This is a genomic window from Alteromonas sp. ABH4_454, from assembly GCF_056311775.1.
The window spans coordinates 16,946-38,854 of sequence record NZ_CM149972.1 but is presented as its reverse complement, the minus strand read 5'-3'; the positions used below and the strand labels follow the sequence as shown (position 1 = coordinate 38,854).

General features: G+C 42.8%; 20 protein-coding genes. 12 read left to right on the top strand and 8 right to left on the bottom strand.

The features are described from left to right. Window position 1 precedes the first annotated feature (1 nt). Together ACYX4W_RS00180 and ACYX4W_RS00175 are read right to left on the bottom strand one after the other, a co-directional pair. Entirely contained in the window at window positions 2-895 is an 894-nt protein-coding gene (locus ACYX4W_RS00180) for an acyltransferase (protein WP_474804817.1), read from the bottom strand. Next, window positions 892-1,806 carry an acyltransferase gene (locus ACYX4W_RS00175; RefSeq protein ID WP_474804820.1) on the bottom strand — a complete coding sequence of 305 codons (915 nt, stop codon included), beginning with the start codon at window positions 1,804-1,806 and terminating at the stop codon, window positions 892-894. The genes ACYX4W_RS00180 and ACYX4W_RS00175 overlap by 4 nt, the downstream gene beginning before the upstream one ends. Window positions 1,807-1,919: 113 nt before the next feature. On the opposite strand from ACYX4W_RS00175, the gene fghA reads away from it, so the two are divergent. Then, window positions 1,920-2,762 carry an S-formylglutathione hydrolase gene (fghA, locus tag ACYX4W_RS00170; protein ID WP_474857463.1) on the top strand — a complete coding sequence of 281 codons (843 nt, stop codon included), beginning with the start codon at window positions 1,920-1,922 and terminating at the stop codon, window positions 2,760-2,762. 84 nt (window positions 2,763-2,846) lie between these two features. On the opposite strand, the gene ACYX4W_RS00165 is transcribed toward fghA, so the two are convergent. The 4 genes from ACYX4W_RS00165 to ACYX4W_RS00150 are packed head-to-tail and all read right to left on the bottom strand — an operon-like array spanning window position 2,847 to window position 7,796. Continuing rightward, a complete protein-coding gene (locus ACYX4W_RS00165) occupies window positions 2,847-4,967 on the bottom strand; it encodes a putative bifunctional diguanylate cyclase/phosphodiesterase (RefSeq protein WP_474857464.1) in 2,121 nt (706 codons plus the stop codon). A 9-nt stretch (window positions 4,968-4,976) separates the two neighbouring features. Further along, window positions 4,977-5,462 (bottom strand): Rab family GTPase, encoded by a 486-nt coding sequence (locus ACYX4W_RS00160; protein WP_474804829.1) that lies wholly within the window; start codon window positions 5,460-5,462, stop codon window positions 4,977-4,979. An 18-nt stretch (window positions 5,463-5,480) separates the two neighbouring features. Continuing rightward, window positions 5,481-7,241, bottom strand: coding sequence for an OmpA family protein (locus tag ACYX4W_RS00155; protein ID WP_474804831.1), 1,761 nt, complete (start codon window positions 7,239-7,241; stop codon window positions 5,481-5,483). A 3-nt stretch (window positions 7,242-7,244) separates the two neighbouring features. Next, window positions 7,245-7,796, bottom strand: coding sequence for a hypothetical protein (locus ACYX4W_RS00150; protein WP_474804833.1), 552 nt, complete (start codon window positions 7,794-7,796; stop codon window positions 7,245-7,247). A gap of 658 nt (window positions 7,797-8,454) precedes the next feature. Between ACYX4W_RS00150 and dusA the strand changes: the two genes are divergently transcribed. From dusA to ACYX4W_RS00100, 10 genes are all read left to right on the top strand, one after another. Continuing rightward, the gene (dusA, locus tag ACYX4W_RS00145; protein ID WP_476074325.1) at window positions 8,455-9,477 is read left to right on the top strand and encodes a tRNA dihydrouridine(20/20a) synthase DusA; all 1,023 of its coding nucleotides are present in this window, start codon (window positions 8,455-8,457) and stop codon (window positions 9,475-9,477) included. 192 nt (window positions 9,478-9,669) lie between these two features. Then, window positions 9,670-9,954, top strand: coding sequence for a hypothetical protein (locus ACYX4W_RS00140; protein ID WP_474829971.1), 285 nt, complete (start codon window positions 9,670-9,672; stop codon window positions 9,952-9,954). A gap of 347 nt (window positions 9,955-10,301) precedes the next feature. Continuing rightward, window positions 10,302-10,970: a phage shock protein PspA gene (pspA, locus tag ACYX4W_RS00135; protein ID WP_474804840.1), complete on the top strand. Its 669-nt coding sequence runs from the start codon at window positions 10,302-10,304 to the stop codon at window positions 10,968-10,970. Between the two features lie 62 nt (window positions 10,971-11,032). After that, a complete protein-coding gene (locus tag ACYX4W_RS00130) occupies window positions 11,033-11,233 on the top strand; it encodes a PspC domain-containing protein (protein ID WP_025254029.1) in 201 nt (66 codons plus the stop codon). Next, on the top strand, window positions 11,233-11,595 hold the full coding sequence (locus ACYX4W_RS00125) for a hypothetical protein (RefSeq protein ID WP_474804843.1): 363 nt from the start codon (window positions 11,233-11,235) through the stop codon (window positions 11,593-11,595). The genes ACYX4W_RS00130 and ACYX4W_RS00125 overlap by 1 nt, the downstream gene beginning before the upstream one ends. Window positions 11,596-11,751: 156 nt before the next feature. Then, complete coding sequence (locus ACYX4W_RS00120; protein ID WP_269918385.1) at window positions 11,752-12,744, top strand: DUF2333 family protein; 993 nt, start codon at window positions 11,752-11,754, stop codon at window positions 12,742-12,744. Window positions 12,745-12,747: 3 nt separating this feature from the next. Beyond that, a complete protein-coding gene (locus tag ACYX4W_RS00115; RefSeq protein ID WP_474804847.1) occupies window positions 12,748-13,503 on the top strand; it encodes a TIGR04219 family outer membrane beta-barrel protein in 756 nt (251 codons plus the stop codon). Between the two features lie 199 nt (window positions 13,504-13,702). Further along, on the top strand, window positions 13,703-15,526 hold the full coding sequence (locus tag ACYX4W_RS00110; protein ID WP_476074324.1) for an assimilatory sulfite reductase (NADPH) flavoprotein subunit: 1,824 nt from the start codon (window positions 13,703-13,705) through the stop codon (window positions 15,524-15,526). After that, a complete protein-coding gene (gene cysI / locus ACYX4W_RS00105) occupies window positions 15,526-17,247 on the top strand; it encodes an assimilatory sulfite reductase (NADPH) hemoprotein subunit (RefSeq protein ID WP_476074323.1) in 1,722 nt (573 codons plus the stop codon). Before ACYX4W_RS00110 ends, cysI begins: the two co-directional genes overlap by 1 nt. Then, window positions 17,237-17,983, top strand: a complete 747-nt coding sequence (locus ACYX4W_RS00100; RefSeq protein ID WP_476074322.1) for a phosphoadenylyl-sulfate reductase — start codon at window positions 17,237-17,239, stop codon at window positions 17,981-17,983. Before cysI ends, ACYX4W_RS00100 begins: the two co-directional genes overlap by 11 nt. On the opposite strand, the gene ACYX4W_RS00095 is transcribed toward ACYX4W_RS00100, so the two are convergent. Then, a complete protein-coding gene (locus tag ACYX4W_RS00095) occupies window positions 17,980-18,783 on the bottom strand; it encodes a TIGR03899 family protein (RefSeq protein WP_476075422.1) in 804 nt (267 codons plus the stop codon). The two genes, ACYX4W_RS00100 and ACYX4W_RS00095, sit on opposite strands and share 4 nt — an antisense overlap. A 244-nt stretch (window positions 18,784-19,027) precedes the next feature. Here ACYX4W_RS00095 and ACYX4W_RS00090 point away from each other — a divergent pair, with 244 nt between their 5' ends. Continuing rightward, complete coding sequence (locus ACYX4W_RS00090; RefSeq protein ID WP_476074321.1) at window positions 19,028-21,253, top strand: bifunctional diguanylate cyclase/phosphodiesterase; 2,226 nt, start codon at window positions 19,028-19,030, stop codon at window positions 21,251-21,253. Here ACYX4W_RS00090 and ACYX4W_RS00085 read toward each other — a convergent pair. Then, a complete protein-coding gene (locus ACYX4W_RS00085; RefSeq protein ID WP_476074320.1) occupies window positions 21,250-21,828 on the bottom strand; it encodes a uracil-DNA glycosylase family protein in 579 nt (192 codons plus the stop codon). The genes ACYX4W_RS00090 and ACYX4W_RS00085 overlap by 4 nt on opposite strands. Window positions 21,829-21,909: the final 81 nt, after the last annotated feature.

Here is a 21,909-nt window from a genome sequence, read left to right as displayed (position 1 = left end):
TTTACGACTCCAACAGTTTCTTTATACGGTTGTCTTTATTTTCCCACAGACCATTTAACCAGTTTTGGAAATAAAGACGAAACTCAGACTCAGTGCGTTCTGATTCTTGTTGGAGCTCTGGTACAGGAGTCACGTTTACGTCAATAACGATTTTTGTCATCTGACCGCTTAGCATTGCCATCATGGGATGACGTTTATTTTCTGGGTAAAGTAACGAGATATCTAGCACGTTAGTGAATAGCTCACCCATAGCTGAAAGCGTGAAAGAAACCCCGCCCGCTTTTGGTGGCAGTAGGTTTTCGTAAGGGCTTTGCTTAGACAAGTGCTTTTGGGTTGTAAAACGCGTTCCTTCCACAAAGTTTATGACGGTAGTAGGAACCGTTCTAAACTTTTCACAATACGCTTTAGTGGTTTCTAAGTCCTTGCCTTTCTTGTCCGGATTTTTTTCCAAATATGCGCGGGTGTATCTATGCATAAAGGGCATATCAAGCGCCCAAGCGCCTAATCCAACAAAGGGTAACCAGATGAGCTCTTTCTTAAGAAAGAACTTAGGCGCGGGAATGCGGTGTGTGGCAAATTCAATAAGCAGAATAATATCTAAATAACTCAGATGATTAGCGATAATTAGATACCAACTGTTTTTTGAAAGCTCACCATGAACCGAACACTCAATATTAACCTTATTAAATAGCCTGATTAACAGCACACTAATACGCCCAAAGCTAAACATTAGGGCATGCATAACCTTGTTCCAGGCAGTTCTAATTCTTCCATTTGGCAAAAGCAGCTTTACCAAGCCAAGTAGAATAATTAGTCCGCCCCATAGAGCGAGATTGAGAATTTGCAGCGTGGTGTGCAAAACAAAAATAAAAGGCGCGAGTACTACACGGATCATAATGGTTTCTGAGTTGCGTTAAGTGAATCTAAAAGCTGATCTTTGGCGTGCCATTGTTCATTCAGCCATGTTTGAAAACGGGCACGAACTTGCGGATCATCAAAGTAACTATCGTTAAATACGCCATTTTCCATAATGTCTTTAATAGGCATAACCTTTATATTTACGCGGATGTCGCGCACTTTTCCACTCACGAAGTCCCAAAAAGAAGGAACACCGTTAGGGTAGTCTATTGTGACATCTATCAATTTATGTAGCTGGTCACCCATGGCCGATAATACAAAGGCAATTCCGCCTGCTTTGGGCTTAAGAAGGTGCTGAAAAGGCGAGTTCTGCCTATCGTGTTTTCCCTGCGTAAAGCGGGTGCCTTCTACAAAGTTCATAATACTAACGGGCTTGTTGCGAAACTTCTCGCACGCTTTACGTGTAGTTTCCATGTCCTTTCCCTTGAGATGCGGGTTTTTAGCCAAGAAAGACTTTGAATACCGCTGCATAAATGGGAAGTCGAGCGCCCACCATGCCAACCCAAGAATTGGCACATAAATTAGTTCTTTTTTAAGGAAAAACTTCAAAAAAGGGATTTTTCGGTTGAATACACGTTGAAGAACAAGGATATCGACCCAAGATTGATGGTTAGCAACGACGAGATACCAATCATCTCGGGTGAGTTTTTCTAGTCCGTTTACCTGCCATTTGGTTCGGCCGCTGATGCGCTGATTAAGGTTGTTTACACCAATCCATGCGGTAGCGCAGGCATCGAGCAAATAAGAGATGAAGCGTCGCCACGGGGCTATAGGAATTAACTTAAATATCGCTAAGATGAATATAGGCGTTGACCACAAAACTGTATTCAGGAAATAGCAGATAACCGAAATAGTGCCAACAATATGATGCAACAGGGCTTTTACCATTGTACTTACCTCAAAAATTAGGCGCTTAGTGTAAACGAACTTGATCTAAAATCCGATAGAGCCTTTACTGATTCCACAATAAAGGTGCAATTTTACGAATTTAAGGAGCTGAAATGGAGCTTATTGGCGAAAATAAAGCATTTGGGGGCCAGCATTTGCGCTACACCCACAAAGCTGAAACCACACAGTGCGATATGACTTTCGCAATTTTTTTACCCCCATTTGCCTCTAAAGAAAAGCCGGTGCCGGTATTATATTGGCTATCTGGATTAACCTGCACCGATCAAAACTTTATGCAAAAAGCGGGGGCAATGAAGCTTGCAGCAGAATTGGGTATGGCCATTGTTGCACCTGATACTTCGCCTCGTGGAGAAGGAGTGCCGGATGATGAAGAAGGGTCTTACGATTTCGGTTTAGGAGCGGGCTTCTATGTAGATGCAACGCAAGCTCCGTGGGACAAACACTACAACATGTATAGCTATATTGTTGATGAACTGCCAGCGCTTATCGAAAGCGAATTTCCTGTAACTAAAGAGCGGGCAATTAGCGGACATTCTATGGGCGGACACGGTGCGTTAGTCATCGGCATGCGTAACCCAAACAAATTCGTTTCGGTATCAGCGTTTAGTCCTATTTCGAATCCGTCAGATTGTCCATGGGGTGAAAAAGCACTAGGCGGATACCTAGGTGATGACAAGGCAGCGTGGAAGGACTACGATGCATCTTTGCTGTTAGCAAGCAAAACCCATAGTGTGCCTTTGTTGGTTGAGCAGGGTACAAAAGATGAGTTCTTGCACGAACAGCTAAAGCCTCAGTCTTTGGTTCATGCTGCACAACAATCCGATACGCAACTTACGCTTAATATGCACGAAGGTTACGATCACAGTTATTTCTTCATCGCATCGTTTATTGAAGAGCATTTAGAGTTCCATGCGGGACATATGGGCTTAATCTAAGCGTGCTCATTTAAACTCAAAAGTACATTAAAAAGCCGGAACATGTTCCGGCTTTCTGTATCATTATTGCCTAAAAGACTGTAATTACTTTAACTTTTGCGCAAGCGAGATGAATTCATCAATCGCAACGGGTCGTTGATATAAATACCCTTGACCGTAAGCGCATTGATGATTTTTTAGAAACAGCTGTTGCTGTGGCGTTTCAATGCCTTCTGCAATGATTTTGATATTCAGATTATTTGCAAGCCCAAGGATAGCCTGAACGATAGCTTGATCGTCGGTATTTTTCTCTAGTTCACTCACAAAAGAACGGTCAATCTTAAGCTCATCAATGGGCAGTTTTTTCAGATATACGAGTGAGCTAAAACCCGTACCGAAATCGTCTATCGATACAGTAATTCCCATAGCTCTAAGCTCATTAAGCAAAACAGATACTGTGTCTAGGCTATCAACGAATACGCTCTCAGTTAATTCGATAGACAAGTTCGAACCTTGTAGTTGGTGTTCTTCCAGTGCGCTTTTAATTTGATTTAGCAGAGTTAAATCTGATACTTGGCGACCTGATATATTAATTGCCAATCTAATGTTTAGATTAGCTGCCTGTAACGCTTCAATAGCATTACAGGCTTCATTAATTAGCCATTCGCCAAAGGGGAAAATGAGTTCACTTTTTTCTGCCAACGGAATAAATACTTCTGGCGAGATAAACTTACCTTCAGGCGTTATCCACCTAGCGAGCGCTTCACACTTTACGACTTTACCAGAAGAGAGAGCGACGATGGGCTGTAAGAAGAGTTTTAGCTCGCTATTTTTTATGGCACCGCGAAGCTTCGTTTCAAGCTCATTAATGGCACGATGCTGCTCGTGAAGTTCCTCGCTGTAAGCGAGGGCGATGTTCCTTCCCTGATATTTAGCGGCTTGAAGTGCAATATCTGAACATTGCAACAGCGTTTCTGATGAAAAGCTGTCCTGTGGAAAACTCGCCTCACCAATATTAACACCTAAGTTGGGCTCGTTGCCGTTAAGTACGGTGTAGGGCTGAGTTAGCTTAGTTACAAGCTGTCTAGCATACTCGGTAGTGCTTACATCTTTAAAAGTATCTATTCGTTTTACGAGGGCAAACTCGTTACTGCCGATTCTTGCAATGAATCCGCTGTTACCAACGAAGGTTTGTAGCCGTAAAGCAAATGACTTTAAAATCTCATCCCCAGATTGGTAGCTCAGCATCTCATTAATTTTTTTGAAACCGCAAATATCAATGATAAACAACTTAAAAGGGGTATCTTCCTGTATCAGCCGCCTTACCGTGCTGGTAAACGAATTGCGGTTGGCAACTTTCGTTAGTGAATCCATACCACTGGCGGTAAGCACACCTTCTTCTTTATTGTGTATATGCGTAATGTCAGTAAATAAGTAAACCCAGTGAGTAAGTTCATCTGCATGCATTACAGGATGGATAGTTACCTGAAGCCAAACTTTGTAATCGTCTATTGGCTGCCAGTATATTTCGCCTTGCCAGGGGGCTTTCCTCTGTACCAAAGTCGGTAAAAAAGTAGACGGCGCGTCAATGTCTTTAATCAACTCACCGATGCGAATAGAGCTTGGCGTTGTGCTATTGCAAAGTAAAAGCCTATGTGAAGCTTTGTTATCAAGTATCAAGGCACCTTCATTATCTAAAATAACTACGCCTGTTTCTAAATTATGAATAGCTTGTTGTATAGGCGGTACTAGCTTTTGAAGACGGGTGTTTTTGCGCAGTACATTATTTAATTTATGCCTAATGTATTCATGCTGCCCTACAATTTCATGGTGGCGTAACAGTAATTCACGAGCTGCTTGGAGCGTCTGCTGTTTTTCATCAAACTGCTCTTCAACGTTTTTAACCACTAGATAGCGGGAGCCGGCTCCGCCATTGATCGCCAAGGCTTCAAGACGCAAAAGCTGATTTTCGTTTTGTTCGGTCCAAAAACCGGAAGATAGGGTGAATGACGTTTCTCCTTTCCATACCTCATCGGCGTCGAAAAAGAAATCGTCTAAAAAAATAGATGAGATGTGTTTTTTTTGCAGTTTGTTGTTATCGTCAAGCGCAACAACATTATTTAACCATGGAAGTTCCGGTGTTAAACACGTGATATCGTTCTCAGAATTGCACTTAAACAGCGCGCAGTTAGTTATGCCTAGCGCATTTAATAAATGGATATCCATGGCAATCTCCTACCAAAACGCAATTGTACTGAATAAGTTTTCTACATTTTCACCGGTCTTCGCACTTGTTTTCGTAAGTGAAGAAAATCTTCGTGCGTAATTATTCAATTCTTCCTCACTCCAATGCCAGCTAGTTGGGAGGTCAGTTTTATTCACTACGAAAAATGCGGGAATGTCAGGGTAGTGCTCTTGGGCGAGCTCGAGAATTTCTATACCCTCAAGTAAAGACTGAGAGCGAGTTTGGTCAACCACGATAATATAAGCACTGGCGCCGCGAAGGTAGCGAGGATTAAAGCCACAGTATCTATCGATACCCTCTAAATCCCAGAGGAGAAGCTGGACACCGCGCCCTTCTTTATTGACTTGTTTTTTGTCTATTTTTACGCCAATAGTAGTCTTGTACTTTTCAGAAAAAATACCTTCGACAAACTGCTTTACTAGGCTTGTTTTACCAACACCAGTGGGCCCTAGAATACAAACTTTTTTCTGTATCACCGCAAAGCTTCCTTACTATTACTCACTGGATATTAAAACATTTAACATAACTGAACGCCCCATCGATGCTTTCTGCAATGGTAGCTCTCCTAAGCTTACGGGTATAAGAATATCACTTTCTACACCAAGTGAAATTAATGAATTCACAACATTCTCTGCTCGTTTTTGGCTTAAGGCGCGATTGCGTGCGCTTGAGCCCGAATTGTCACTGGCCCCCATCACAACGATACTCACAATAGTATTTGTTCTATCTGCGAGCATTAATAATTGTTTTATGTCATTTGCTAGGGCTTCTAATTTTGCTAACTGTACTTCAGAAAGCGCCTCTTGGTTAGTAGCAAAAAGTACACTTTGTGAAGAAACCTTATTAACGAGTCGATTTAAAGTCGCTTTTTGAACCACAGCTTGATCAACATCGTATACCTGTTTCACTTTAAGGGCATTAGTGTCCATAGAAATCGACGATATACCAGGGATTGCACTTATTTGCCGAGTAAGCTCTATCGCGGTGGTGTTAAATACAGTTCCTGATATCAAGAATCTGCCGTTATCACCTTTATCAACTGAAATGCTTTCTGCTTCGCTGAGTGGATAGCTGGTAATGAGCCTTTCGAGCTTTTGTTCAACCATGCTGGTTTTTAGAGAGACAAAGGGCTCTTCAATTATTGTGACCTTTTCCGTATCAATGTCATTTTCATTTAGCCACTTTTCTATGTCGGTGGCTATGGGGTCCCGTAGCACTTTGGCATGTATTCTCCCGTGAGAAATATAAGTATCTGTAACTACGATACCTGGCGGAGGAGTAAGCTCGTGCATATCGCTTTTGATAACACTTAGAGACAATCTCATAAACGACAGCACTGCTAGCACGGCAAAGATTACCACTAGCACGACAGCGCCTATCATGCGTTTCGATTTTTTACCTTCACCTTCTTTCCTTTCACTGATCAAGCAATCCGCAAGAATAGTTTCGCATCCCTCAAAAGGAGCATTGTCGCCTTCATAATGAATTAAAGGTTGTTGGTAAAACTGATGAAATTCCTCCAGAGCCTGCTGAAGTTTACCCCGTACTTCAGGCGGAATACTTCCAGTAACTGCAGCAACCAGCAGTGCTTGCGGACCAATTTTAATCAGTAGTGTAAAATCTTCTGTTTTTATCTCGCCTAGCTCGTTTTCAGATTCGGTAGCTGTTACGCCAAACGCATCCGCAACGAAGTCATTGATGGCGACAAGCATCGAAGAAATGAGATCTGCATCTTTTTCTTTTTCCGGATCGGACGAGATACTGTGAAGTAAAGTGCCGGTTTCACGGTGAATGACCAGCAGTTGTTGCACTTGATACTGATATATTTGCGACGCTACATATTCAGAGTACTTAACGCCAGACTGCCAGGCTTTAAAGCGCCACGAGATACTTTTGGGGCTAAAGCTATTTTCGATTAATGCATTGGTTCGCTCAACAAACTCTACAAGAAATGATGAAACGGCTTTTCTTACTAATGTACCTACTAATGGGTAAAGTGTGCCTACAATCTTTTCACTATTAGCTTCGATAGAGCGGTGCAGGGATTTTTCGACAAGGGGAACAAGAACTTTGTTAACCGAGCCATCTTTAGTCTCTCGTTCAAGTAACGCTTCAGAAACAACATTGCTCACAAAGCCCTTTGCGTCGCGATCAAGCTTCTGTTGAACGAACTTGTCATCTCGTCCAATAAGTAGCTCTCTGACTTTTTCAAGAGAGTTGTCCGGCAATTCAGACGGCGGCACTTTGTCACTCATTAATTAATGATCGGTAGCGAGGTTGGTAGCCATGGTTGAAAGTAAGTTTGCCAGTGTTTTTCTGTCTGTCTTACTCTCTGAAAGCTCGCTAGTAACTTGCTGAAGCTTTTCTAACAATTCTTGATGACGCTTGCTAAACAAGTTGTCCAGTGACTCCAATTCTTTCACTACATGAGCTTCTAAAGCGTCGTTGTCGTTCTTTGCTGATGTTTCAGCAATTTCCAGTTCACTTTGCAGCTTATCGGTAGTGTGCTGAAGCTGTTCTTGCACGTTACTGTTGTTGTCATTAGCGCTGGCTAGCTGATTAGAGAGTTCAGTGATCTGATTATCGATAAGTTTACGTATATCATTGAACTGGTTATCAAGGTGTGTGTTTAATTTAGCGAAGCTATCATTTACTCGCGACTCAAGGGCAGAGAGATCTGCACGGAAAGCACGATTTGTTTGACCAAATAATATTTCTCTAAGTTGAGCAAGTTCGTCAGCTGGTTGAGGAGCGTTTTGTGCTTCATTAACGCTTTGCGCTTGCTGATCCTTCGGCTTCTTGTCCGCCATAAAATGTCTCCGGAAGGTGCAGTACTTTTGCTTTTAATAGCGAGTATTCTGCGATCACATTTTTAATTGTGCTGATAATTACGGTTATTACCTTATACAATAGCCACTAATTGCTCATTTTGAAATACGCTAAAAGCATAATAGTGGTAAATATCTATCTAAAAAAAGCAAATTTTTCAGAGGGTTGTTAATAATTTAATAGTGCAAGGATACTAAAAGCACTATTAAGTGAGGCTGAGGCAGCGCTTCGAATCTAAGAAAAAGTTAAGGCGTTAACTAGTAGGATTTTGTAGACAGCGCTAACTCGATATCTAAGGGGTGCGGCAACCGCAAGACTGCAATATTCGTTCATTTTTTATGTGTTCACTTTTTGTGAACATCGGCTTTTAATGAACATGAAGGCAGCCTCAATGTAATTGAAAAAGTAATAACTCCCGACTCTTTGTTTCTTACTCTCACGCGATAGACATTGATATTTTTTCTCGTCGTCTTAGTAATGCTATAATACGCCATCTTATTTTCCGCCTAAAAACTTGGGCCTCCAAAAGGCTCTTTTTGGACCCCGATGCAGTGAAAATAAGGAATAAAAGGGATAAGTACCGCTTTTGGTACTTACTCAAAAAAGTTAAATATTATCTATACAAAACATGGGCTTAAATTGAATACTACTGTTCAAACTCTTGACCGAAGATTCTCTGTCGCTCCAATGCTGGATTGGACAGACAGGCATTGTCGCTACTTTTTACGATTAATGTCTAAGCACACGCTGCTTTACACTGAAATGGTCACTACAGGCGCGATTATTTACGGTAAAGGCGATTACCTTGGCTACAACCAAGAAGAACATCCAATCGCTGTTCAGCTAGGTGGCAGCGATCCCGCTGACATGGCTAAGTGTGCTGAATTATCACAAGAGCGCGGCTACGATGAAGTCAACATAAACGTAGGCTGCCCAAGCGATAGAGTAAAAAACGGTAGCTTCGGTGCCTGTTTGATGGCGCAACCTGAAGTGGTAGCAAGCTGCGTTAAGGCTATGCAGGCTGCAGTAGATATTCCCGTAACTGTGAAATGCCGTATTGGTATTGACGACATGGACGAAGATGAAGACTTTGCTCGTTTTATCGATATAGTGGCAGACGCAGGCTGTGACACCTTTATTGTTCATGCAAGAAAAGCATGGCTACAAGGTTTAAGCCCAAAAGAAAATCGAGAAATTCCGCCTTTAAATTACCCTAGGGTTCACAGACTAAAACAGGCGCGCCCTGAATTATCAATTAGCATTAACGGTGGTATTAAAACACTCGCCGAAACCCAGCAACAGCTAGAGACCGTTGACGGTGTTATGGTTGGCCGCGAGGTTTACGCAAACCCCTATATCATGTCTACCGTTGATAAAGACATATTTGGTGACACTAATGCACAAAGCCTGTCACGTCGTGAAATAGTACTTCAAATGCAGGAGTACATTGAGCGCCAAGAGGACCCGTATTTTAAGCCTTGGCATGCAGCTCGCCACATTCTGGGCCTTTATCAAGGGCAAGCGGGTGGACGAATTTGGCGAAGATACTTAAGCCAGAATGGTACAGGTAAGAATCCAGATCCTAATTTACTTCTAAATGCTTTAGATGTTGTAGAGAGCGCGCAAAAAGAAGTTGCTGAGTACAATAGTCAAAAAGGCTAACAACTTAGTATTTTTGACCAAAGTTTAATATTTGTTCAATTGTATCCGAAGCTCGCATTTTTGCGGGCTTTTCTTTAAGTTCATATAAATCAGCTGGTTAAGTTCTTTTTAAGGAGTTGGCACACCTCTCGCAATCCTCTAAGTATCGCGACGACAACGTGTTGTTGCACTGACTAAATTTAGAGGGATAACATGAAAACTTCACTAATCGCAGCAACTTTACTGACAGCAAGCATGGCAAGTGGTGTAGCAAATGCAGAAGAGTCAGTGCTTCAAACATTTTTGACGCATGTAGTTTCAAATGCAGTAACTACAACTACACAAGAAATAAAGTCTGATGTGTACCAAGCAGTGGCTAACGCTACCTATCATTTTGAGTTGAGCCCTCAAGAGGTACGTGGAAACGGGAAAGTGAGTGTTACCGACTTAGCTGTAACGGAAGCTGGTAACCAAGATACAGATAAAGACGCTGATTAACCGTCAATCAGCATCGATAAAAGCGCCTACGGGCGCTTTTTTTATGCATGTTTAGTAATGAAATAAGTTTACAAGGACACAGTGTAAATGCCGCCAAACCGGAAGTGGTCAATTTAACAATAGGGTTGGTTAAATACACTAATTTATCGTATCTAAACGTAAAGTTAAAAAGCAGCTTTAAGCTCAAAATTTAATAAAAAACATATATATCAATAATTTAAATAAATGGCATAGTCATTGTAATACTAAAAGTGTTGAGGAGAACTCAGTCAGCGGCAACTAGCAGTGTGTACAAGAGAATAAATGATGCTGGAAGCCACAACACTACTTTTAACGGAGAAAGAATCATGGGTATGTTTTCACGCATTAACGATATTGTTCAAGCAAACATCAACGCGATGTTAGATAAAGCTGAAGATCCTGAAAAAATCATTCGTTTGATTATTCAAGAAATGGAAGAAACCCTGGTTGAAGTTCGCACCGACGCGGCGCGCTTTATTGCTCAGCAAAAAACGCTAGCGCGTCATATGGAAGCAGCGAACAGACAAGTTGATAGTTGGCAGCATAAAGCGCAGATCGCGATGAACAATGACAAAGAGTCTTTGGCAAAAGCGGCGCTTATAGAAAAGCAGAAGTATGTTTCGAAACTTGACTCTCTTAAAGAGCAAGAAGCGCAACTAGCAGAAAGCATCGAAAAGATTCAAGGCGATACTGCAAGACTGAACAGTAAATTGGCAGAAGCCAAAGCTAAGCAAAAAACCTTAGTTCAGCGCAAAAATTCAGCGCAAACACGCTTGAAAGTGAAGCAAGCTGATCACGAAGGAAAAATAGACGATGCAATGATGCGTTTTGAAAGCTACGAACAGCGCATTGACCACCTTGAAGCGCAAGTAGATGCATATGACTTAGCGAAGTCGAGTGAGGCAACATCATTACAAGCTGAGTTCGATGCAATGGAAGCAGACGAAGCGATAGAAAAGGAACTGGCAGAGCTTAAGAAGAAAAAGGTCGCCTAAGCGACCTTAGGCGCCGCCAACTTATATTGTAGATATCGAAAGAAACATTTTTGGAGAAGATGATGAAAGTACCATCACAGAAGCGAATTTATAGAGACCTTGATTCTGGCATTATTTCAGGTGTGTGTGCAGGTGTTGCACGTTATTTTGATATCGATGCAGTATGGGTAAGAGCGGCGGCGGTAGCGGGTTTATTTATCGCAACCCCCATCACGCTAGTGGCTTACGTGGCTGCCGTTATCCTACTACCGAGATTAGTGTAATGAAAAACTTTCTAATTGCACTGGTTATTGCCATTGTACTGGTTAACTGTTTGGGTAGCCTTGTAGATAGCTGGCTAGGTATGCATCTTGTCATGTCTGACGAACTGCTTAGCCCTTGGGAAAACGTGGCCGTGCTTTCGCTAATTGGGGTTGCCCTTGCTGTTGTTGGCTTTGTTGTCGCAATAAGTGTTGTTGGAACGATTCTGTTAGCGCTTGGCGCCGGCTTCCTAGCGCTACTCGTTATGGGCGTTAGCGCTTTCTGGCCAATTATTCTTATCGGTATTGCACTATATGCGCTGAAAAATCGCAACTCTGCTGCTTATAAGCAGCAAAATGATACAAACATGCATCATACTTTATAATTAGCATAAATAAATTTATATTGTGTTAACGTAGTAAAAGATGGTGTTATGTCGTTAACCGTCATAAAGGTTTCGCATTTTTCACATAATATTAGTTGTTTCAAATAGCTGACCATCGTCGGCTATTTGTTATTTAAAAGGAAGGTTGGTGTTTATATGAGACAATCTATTAACTCAAAACGAATAGCGATTGTCGCTGTGGTGATTTTTTTACTTTTCTGGTTAATTGGTTGGTATTGGAGTTTATCTCCAGATACATTTGATGTCAGAAAGCGTTTGGAGCAGAACTCACCCGTTGAAAACCCCACAAATATAGCGGGTTACACACTAACTACCACCATGATTGATGTGTCGGAAACCTTGCTAGATAAGCCTGGTGGGTATCTTTCAAATGATGTCATTCCACCCGGTGTTTTTTTAGATAATATGCCGGCTTGGGAGTTTGGAGCATTAGAAATGGTACGAGACCTCGCGCTATCAATGCGTAAGGATTTTAGCCGTTCTCAATCTCAATCAATTGAAAACCCATACCTGACAAAAGCTCACCCTAAATTCAATATGGACCATAAAAGCTGGGCATTACCTTCGTCTGAATCTAGCTATGCTGAGGGTATCGAACTTCTTAAAAAGTACCGAGACGAGTTGGCAAACACACGTAATTCAGACAGTCAGTTCTATACCCGAGCCGATAACCTGCGAGAATGGTTGAAGCAGGTTGAAAAACGGTTGGGTAGCTATTCACAAAGATTAAGCGCCAGCGTAGGATCTGCTAGAGTTAATACAGATTTAGCTGGTGACGCTAACGCGAAGCAATCTACACCTAGCACCAGTCAACGCGTTGTACAGACAAGCTGGTGGAAGTTAGACGATAATTTTTATGAAGCGCGTGGCGCAACATGGGCTCTTCTACACTTTCTTAAAGCTGTAGAAATTGAGTTTAACGATGTGCTTGAAGATAAGAATGCATTAGTCAGTCTTCAGCAAATCATTCGCGAACTGGAAGCAACACAACAGTCTGTTTACAGTCCGATGATTTTAAATGGCAGTGGCTTTGGTATGTTAGCTAATCACTCTTTAGTTATGGCTAACTATATTTCTCGCGCAAACGCTGCTTTAATTGAAATATCAGAACTTCTTAATCAAGGATAATTAATGAAAAAAGGTCTTATAGCTGCCGCATTGGGATGCGCATTATTTTCAGTTTCATCTCAAGCAGACACTATCGCAGGCGTTTACGTTGGAGCTCAAGTTTGGCAAACCGACACGCAAGGCGGTTTTGCAGATAGCAACAACACTGCTGATTTCAACTTTGACGATGAAACCAATACGGCGTTATATATTGCCTTTGAACACCCAGTGCCGTTTTTACCGAATGTGAAGGTAAATCACACTACGCTAGATAATTCAGGCACTACTGCGCTTGATGCCAACTTTACTTTTGATGATCAGTTGTTTACAGAAAGTACTGTGGTCAATACTGATATCGAGCTTGATGCAACGGATTTCATCTTGTACTACGAGTTATTCGATAACGACTTGGTAAGCTTTGATCTTGGTGTAAATGCTAAGTACATCGATGGTGCATTGTTTGTTGTCGATACAGCAAGTGATACCAGTGGCTCGGCTGAATTTTCGGGCATAGTGCCTATGGCATATTCGAAAGTTCAGCTAGGGCTTCCGTTCACTGGGCTATCTGCATATTTTGAAGGTAGCTATTTATCATTCGATGACCATGAGCTAAGTGATTATCAAGCGGCAGTTCAATATTCATTTATTGAAAGTTTAGCAGTCGATATGACGCTTCAAGTTGGTTACAGAAACGTAACAGTTGATATTGAAGACCTTGATGATGTTTACGCTGACATGGAATTTGACGGTGTATTCGCAGGCTTAGAACTTCATTTTTAAGCACTAACTATCTGTTTTTAAAGGCGTGGCTGCTTGTGCAGTTCACGCCTTTTTTATTTTTCGTGGGTAACGTTTAGGTGCGTTATTACTTATTCACTTAGTCATTAGCACTTTCAGTAATAAAAAAGTTTCATTTATTCTTTTCTCTTCTTGAAGAAAGCCGTTAGCCTTAGCGCCATTGATAAAAGGCTAAAAGACTATGTCACAAGATTCTAATTCGAACTCAGCGCCAGGCGCGGTATTAAACGAACAGCAGTGGAATGCCATTACGCAAGCCATTGCAGGCTTAAATCGTGATCAACTTACTTGGGTAAGTGGCTATGCAGCAGGCATGGCGGCTGCGCAAGGCGGCTCGGTTGCCCCTGCTTTGCAAAGCGCGCCTGCCGTAGCGGGTGATGCGCCAACGCTAACTATACTGTATGGCTCACAAACAGGTAATGCGAAAGGTGTGGCTGCGCAGTGTCAAGCCAAAGCAGAGGAAGCAGGCTTTAACAGCAAGCTTGTTAGCATGGCTGATTACAAGCCTCGCAATTTAAAATCAGAAACCCACGTAGCGGTATTTGTAAGTACCCACGGTGAAGGCGATGCACCTGATGATGCCATCGAACTGCACGAATTCTTAGCGGGTAAAAAAGCCCCGAAGCTTGCGAACACTAAATACGCCGTTGTGGGGTTAGGTGATAGCAGTTACGAGTTTTTCTGCCAAACAGGTAAAGACTTCGATGAGCGCTTGGGTAAGTTAGGTGGTAAGCCTATTGTTGAGCGCCTTGATTGTGATGTTGACTATGAAGCTGAAGCCGAAGCATGGTTAAACAAGCTTATTGAATCATTAAAAGATGATTTTAGTGCGGCTCCACAAGCAGCGGTAGCGGCGCAAACTGGCGCAGCAGTGCAGGGTGTAGCAGCACAGACTTACACCAAAAAGGCACCGTTCAAGGCAACGTTGATTGATGCCCAGAAGATTACGGGTCGCGATTCAGTTAAAGATATCCGTCACATTGAAATAAGTCTTGAAGATAGTGGAATTACCTACAAGCCAGGTGATGCGCTAGGTGTTTGGTTTAAGAACGCCGCTTCTTTGGTATCAGAACTTATTAGTATTTTGTCGTTAGATGGTAATGCTGAAGTGTCTGTAGGTGATGCGACAATGTCGTTAACTGATGCATTAACGTCCAAGCTTGAATTAACCTTAAGCTACCCTAATTTCATTAAGTCTTATCAAGAAGCGACCGGCTCTGAATCGTTAGCGACCTTGATGGAAGATAAAGCGCAGCTGCGTACTTACATGGCTGAGCGTCAAATCATTGATATCGTGCGTGACCACCCAGGTAAGCTGTCTGAACAGCAGCTTGTTGATGCATTGCGCCCATTAACACCACGTTTGTACTCTATTGCATCAGCCCAAGCTGACGTGGAAGACGAAGTGCACTTAACGGTAGCTCACGTCGACTATGAAGCGTTTGGCCACCGTCATCAAGGTGGTGCGTCTGGCTTCTTGTGCGAATATTTAGAAGAAAATGGTGAGGTAGAAGTTTTCGTTGAAAACAACGATAACTTCCGTTTGCCGGAAGATCCTAATACGCCAGTGATCATGGTAGGACCGGGTACAGGTATTGCGCCGTTTAGATCTTTTATGCAAGAGCGTGATGTGCAAGGCGCTGAGGGCAAAAATTGGTTGTTCTTCGGCAACCCTAATTTTACGCAAGATTTCCTATACCAGGTAGAGTGGCAAGGTTACGTTAAAGAAGGTCTGCTAGACAAAATTACGCTTGCATTCTCTCGTGACCAAGAAGAAAAAGTATATGTTCAGCACCGCTTATTAGAAAATGGTAAAGAAGTGTACGAATGGCTAGAGCAGGGCGCACACTTTTATGTGTGTGGTGATGCAATGCACATGGCGAAAGATGTAGAAAACGCCTTAATCAATATTGTGCAGGAGCACGGCGGAAAATCTGAAGCCGATGCTAAAGCCTACATTGTAGAGTTACGAAAAGCGAAACGTTATCAGAAGGATGTCTATTAATGAGTAACGAAAAATCACCATTTATCGTTGAGGGCAAACTGGCTGACAACGAGCGTCTAAAGCGCGAGAGTAATAATTTGCGCGGTACCATCACTACCGATCTTAAAGATGATCTTACCGGTGGTTTCACAGCTGATAACTTCCAGCTTATTCGCTTCCATGGTATGTACCAGCAAGACGACCGTGACATTCGAGCAGAACGTGCAAAGCAAAAACTTGAGCCGCTTCATAATGTGATGCTTCGCGCTCGTTTACCGGGTGGTGTTATCACGCCTGACCAATGGTTAGCTATCGATAAGTTTGCCGCTGACCACACCATGTATGGCAGTATTCGTTTAACCACTCGCCAAACTTTCCAGTTTCACGGTGTGTTAAAGCCTAAGATTAAGTCTATGCATCAAATGCTAAATAAAGCTGGCATCGACTCTATTGCAACGGCGGGTGATGTAAACCGAAACGTACTATGTACGTCTAATCCAGTTGAATCTGAGCTTCACCTTCAGGCATTTGAATGGGCTAAAAAGATAAGTGAACACTTACTTCCCAAAACTCGCGCGTATGCTGAAATTTGGTTAGATGGTGAAAAAGTTGAGACCACTGAAAAGCCTGTTGAGCCTATTTTAGGTGATAACTATCTGCCGCGTAAGTTTAAAACTACCGTGGTTATTCCTCCGCAAAACGATGTTGATGTTCACGCAAACGACCTTAACTTTGTTGCGATTGCAGAAAATGGTCAGCTAATTGGCTTTAACGTGCTTGTTGGTGGTGGTCTAGCAATGACCCACGGTGATAAGAGTACGTATCCGCGTAAAGCCTCTGACTTTGGTTTTATACCGCTGGAAAACACGCTAGACGTTGCCGCTGCGGTTGTTACCACGCAGCGTGATTGGGGTAATCGTGTTAATCGTAAGAACGCGAAAACCAAATACACCTTAGAGCGTGTTGGCGTAGACAACTTCAAAGCTGAAGTTGAGAAGCGCGCAGGCGTGACTTTCCAAGATAGCCGACCTTACGAATTTACGGACCGTGGTGACCGTTTTGGCTGGGTTGAAGGCATTGACGGCAAATACCACCTGACTGTGTTTATCGAAAATGGTCGTATTTTGGATTACCCAGGTAAAACGCTAAAAACGGGCTGTGCAGAGATTGCCAAAATACATAAAGGCGATTTCCGTTTAACCGCAAACCAGAACTTGATTATTGCTGGTGTTCCACCCCAGGACAAAGACAAAGTAGAAGCCTTAGCTCGTGAGCATGGCCTCATTGCGCCAAGTGTTTCTAATCAGCGCCTTGATTCAATGGCCTGTGTTGCATTGCCAACTTGTCCGCTAGCGATGGCAGAAGCTGAGCGTTACCTGCCAGATGCTGTTACCGAGCTAGAAGGCTTGCTTGCCAAACACGGTTTAGAAGAAGACAGCGTTATCTTCCGCGTAACTGGCTGTCCTAATGGCTGTGGTCGCGCGATGTTGTCTGAAGTTGGCTTGGTAGGTAAAGGTCCAGGCAAGTACAACTTGCACTTAGGTGGCAACCGAGAAGGTACGCGTATCCCACGTATGTATCGAGAAAACATTAGCGAACAAGAAATCATGGCAGTGTTAGATACGCTACTTGGTCAATGGGCTAAAGAGCGTGAGAGTGGCGAGGCCTTTGGTGATTATGTTGTTCGCGCTGGTGTTGTAAAACCAGTAGTAGACTCCGCACGGGATTTCTATGACGAATAATACAGCAGAAAAGCAGCAACCACTTACGCTTGATATCAGCAAGGAAGACCTTGCTGATATCAACGATATGTTGGAAAAAATGACAGCGCAAGAGCGAGTAGCTTGGGCGCTGGACAACTTGCCCGATACTCATATTGTGTCTTCGAGTTTCGGAGCGCAGTCGGCAGTTATGCTGCACATGCTGACTCAAGCACAACCGGATATCCCCGTTGTGCTTACTGATACTGGGTATTTGTTTCCAGAAACGTACAAATTTATTGATGAGCTGGTTGAAAAGCTTAGTTTAAACTTGCACGTTTACAGCGCAAAAATGTCATCTGCGTGGCAAGAAGCGCGCTTTGGTAGGCTTTGGGAACAAGGCATCGAAGGTATTGAAAAATACAACAAGATGAACAAAGTTGAACCAATGCAGCGTGCGTTGGGTGAACTGAATGCGGGTACCTGGTTCGCAGGTTTGCGCAGAAGTCAATCTGATACTCGCGGCAAACTGCCTGTTCTGCAAAAAGTGGGACAGCAGTTCAAGCTATACCCAATTATCGATTGGAGCAACAAAGACCTCCACTACTACCTTAAAGATAACGGCTTGTCTTATCACCCGCTTTGGGAGCAAGGTTATGTTTCAATTGGCGATTGGCATACAACGCAGTCGCTGCAAGAAGGTATGAGTGAGCAAGATACCCGCTTCTTCGGGTTAAAGCGCGAATGTGGATTACACGAGTTTGGTGACGGTATTTAACTTATGTTGAATACCTCGCCCAATACTTTTTTCAATTCTTGTAAATACCTTTCGTTAGAGGATTTAGTAACCAGTTTGTAAAGCTCACTTCCGACGGGAGTGAATTTATAATATACCAACGCAACTCCCGACGTTTTGCACGTCAGCGTAATATTTTCGTTAACACATCGCCACGTGACCTGTTGCCCCTCTACATATTCTCCACTCTCGATTTCACTGGCATAAATTAACTTCATTTCCTGCAGCGACAATAGGTCTGGGTAACTAAGTCCAACAGAGGCTAAATTTAATTGTTCTGGAATGGGTTTTCGAAGAAACGAAAGCAGGCCTTTACGTTTATGATACCCCACTAATATGCGCGGCACGGTATCATTACTTTTTCGACTGGCTACGTTAACCGCTTTATTAAATACTTTGGCATCTCTGTGCGTGAGCGTTTTAAGCAACTGCAGAGTGCGAAGTGAAAAACTACCGGGATGGGCGACCTCAACGGCAAAAATCTTGCCCCACAATTCTTGCATTGGTTGGCTGTAAATTTCCTCAGCCATAGTGCTAAAGGCGAAAAACCAATCTGCATCAAGATTATCGTTAGTTTTTTCGTTGATTGAAACATTTAGTGCTATATTTAAAACAGATTGAAGATTGCTCGCTTTTTGAGTTTCTAGGATTTGTTTCCTTCGTTCCAGCGCATGTTTTTGCTTTTTAGGATCAGGAGACATCATAGAAGGGCTAATACCCACTCTAGCAAACCATGACAACATGCGTTGGCGGCTCGCATCCGCTTTGATAGAGCTCGCCATTTTATCAGCAGCGGGTTGGTCACTAGGCGCTTTAGCGTTACTGACTTCCGTGTTCTGAGTTTTTTTAATCTCAGGGGGCAAATGCTGAGGTGTAATCTTCATATTGATTTAAATAATTGAATGTAAATTAGCATGTAACATGAGAGCACTATTGCATTGCGTAACCCATTTATCAATGCGATTGTCTCCTTATTACAGTAAGTCGTGCATTCTTGTTTTGTATGTATCGGGGAAATGAGCGGTAATGTCGGCAATGGATTACGATAACGACGAGTTAATTTTTTTAGATGATGATGATTCAGTTACAGAGCCTGTATTATTAGGCAAAGACTGGAACATTCTTATCGTCGATGATGATGAAGAAATTCACACGGTAACGCGTCTGGCGCTATCTGATCTCATCGTAAACGATCGCAAGTTGAACTTCATCCACGCTTATTCTGCAAAGCAAGCCAAAGAAAAACTTCACGAATTCGGTAACAGTATCGCTATTATTTTGCTTGATGTTGTTATGGAAACTGACGATGCAGGCTTTGATGTCGTTAAATATATTCGTGAAGACATGAAACTGTACGAGCCTCGTATTATCTTGCGTACAGGGCAGCCAGGTTATGCACCTGAAGAGCAAGTCATTAAAGTTTACGATATTAACGACTACAAAACGAAAACGGAACTTACGCGCTCCAAGCTACTTACGACCATTATCTCTTCGCTGCGCTCTTACCAGCAAATTATAACCATAAGTCAAAGTCGCGCTGGCTTAGAAAAGATAATTACCTCGTCGGCGAATTTGTTTGAAGAGCATTCGGTTAAAGAGTTTTGCGAAGGGGTTGTCACGCAAATTAGCTCTCTTATTGGTCTCGATTCTGAAGGGCTATTATGTGCCAGAGCCGGTTCCCTTTTGGATCAAGACGACGAGCAAGTATATGTCCTTGGTGCCGCGGGTGAATATGCGAAATTTATCAATCACCCGGTTGTAGACGTTAACAACATTGACATTGAAGAAAATATAAGCCGATGTTTACGGCTTAAAAAGCACATATTTGAGGCGAGTTGTTCTGTACTTTATATAAGTCGCGCTGGGTTCGAAGCCGCCGTATACGTCAGGCAAACTCACGAAATCAGTGAATTGGATAAAAACCTTCTAGAAGTATTCTTATCTAGCATTTCGGTAGGTTATGAAAACGTCAATCTCTTCCACGAATTAAGAAATGCAGCGTTCAGAGATTGGTTAACCCGATTACCAAACCGTAATGAATTCATTAATATGCTAGACAAGCCTCACTTGTTTGCAGGTGATAATTTTAGTGTTGCGCTAATCGACGTCAATCATTTTTCCGATGTTAATGATGGGTTAGGACAAGAAGTTGGCAACGAGTTATTACGTGCAATCAGCGATCGTTTTCAAACCTCATTTGACGGCCGAGTCAAGAAAGGACGTATTGGTGCTGATGTTTTTGGTCTTATCGGCCCCGATGAGCTTGTCTGTCCCGAGGCAATCAACGCACTTTTCCAATCATCCTTTAAAGTGGGTGACCACACGCTACCCGTGAATGTAACCGTCGGGTTTTGCAAGTTAGAAAGCAAGCGTCACATCGGCATTGAGATTTTAAAGCGCACCAATATCGCGCTAAACCGCGCTAAGAAAAACCTGACAGATAACTTTGAGTATTACGCTAAAGATATTGAGGATCAGACCACGTGGCGTTTGGATATGATCCGCCAATTAAGAAATGACTTTGCGGCGAGAAAGCTAGAACTATGGTTTCAGCCCCAAGTAGATTTGCTCAACGAAAAAGTAGTGGGTATGGAAGGGCTTCTTCGCTGGCCAGATGGGGAGGGAGGTTATATCTCTCCAGCTGTTTTTGTCCCTCTTGCTGAATACTCTGGGCTTATTGTTGATATCGGTGAATGGGTGCTCGAGGAGTCATGTCGCCGGTTGCAAGAGCTGAAAGAAAAGGGATACGGACACCTTAGGGTTGCTGTAAACATTTCTATTCCCCAGTTTCGAGATAGGCTATTTGTTGAAAAAGTGAAACATGCACTTTCCAAAGCCAACTGTGACCCTAGTCTTTTAGAGCTCGAAATAACCGAAAGTGTGGTAATGGACGAGCCGCAAATAGTGATTGATGCTTTGCGTACGTTGAAAGAGTTTGGTGTTCAAATCGCTATTGATGACTTTGGCACGGGTTTTTCTTCCATGAGTTATCTACAGCAGCTTCCTCTAGATCGTTTGAAAGTCGATCGTTCTTTCGTTAAAGACATCAAACCGGGTGCTAGTGCAGTGCTTGCGGAAACCATAGTAACGTTAGGAAACAAACTGGGTTTACTCACCATTGCCGAAGGTGTGGAAAAACGAGAGCAAGCAAGCTACATGATTAAACTAGGGTGTGATGAGGCCCAAGGTTATTTATACGCAAGGCCCATGCCTTTCGATGCTCTTCTAGCGTTTCTCGACACACACGATTAATCAGATAAAGCTGACGAAATAGCGCGCTCCAATTTGGGAAGTATAGTTAGCTCAAACCACGGGTTTTTAGCAAGCCACCTGTTATTCCTGCCAGATGGGTGAGGTAAAACAAAGTGTGTGTTTGTTGGGGCGCTTACGGCTTCAGTCAACGTTTTGTACTGGGGTAAATAATACTGCTGCGAGTATCGACCTACGTAAAGCGTGACTTTAGGCTTTAAGTAGTTGATAAACTCATCGTGCCACGTAGGTGCACACTCTTTTCTAGGTGGGGCATCAGCGCCGTTTTTGTACCCTGGAAAGCAAAACCCCATGGGCAGCACCGAGATTAAGCGCGGGTTGTAAAAAGTTTCTTTAGATACAGCCAGCCATTCTCGCAAGCGATCTCCGCTGGGATCGTCAAACGCAATACTTCTTTCGTGAGCTTTAAGCCCTGGTGCTTGCCCAATAATAAGAATTTTTGTGGATGGTGAAGTGTTAAAAATGGGGTTAGGTTTGTGAGGTAAATGAGGCGCACACAGTGTGCAATTCTTTGCTTTGGTCACCAACTCATCGTGGCCTTTCAAAATTTTCTCCAATTATTTCTTTCTGTAATACTTTTGTCACAATTGTATGATCTGAATTTGACTATCTAATGTATATACAGTATGTTTAATAGT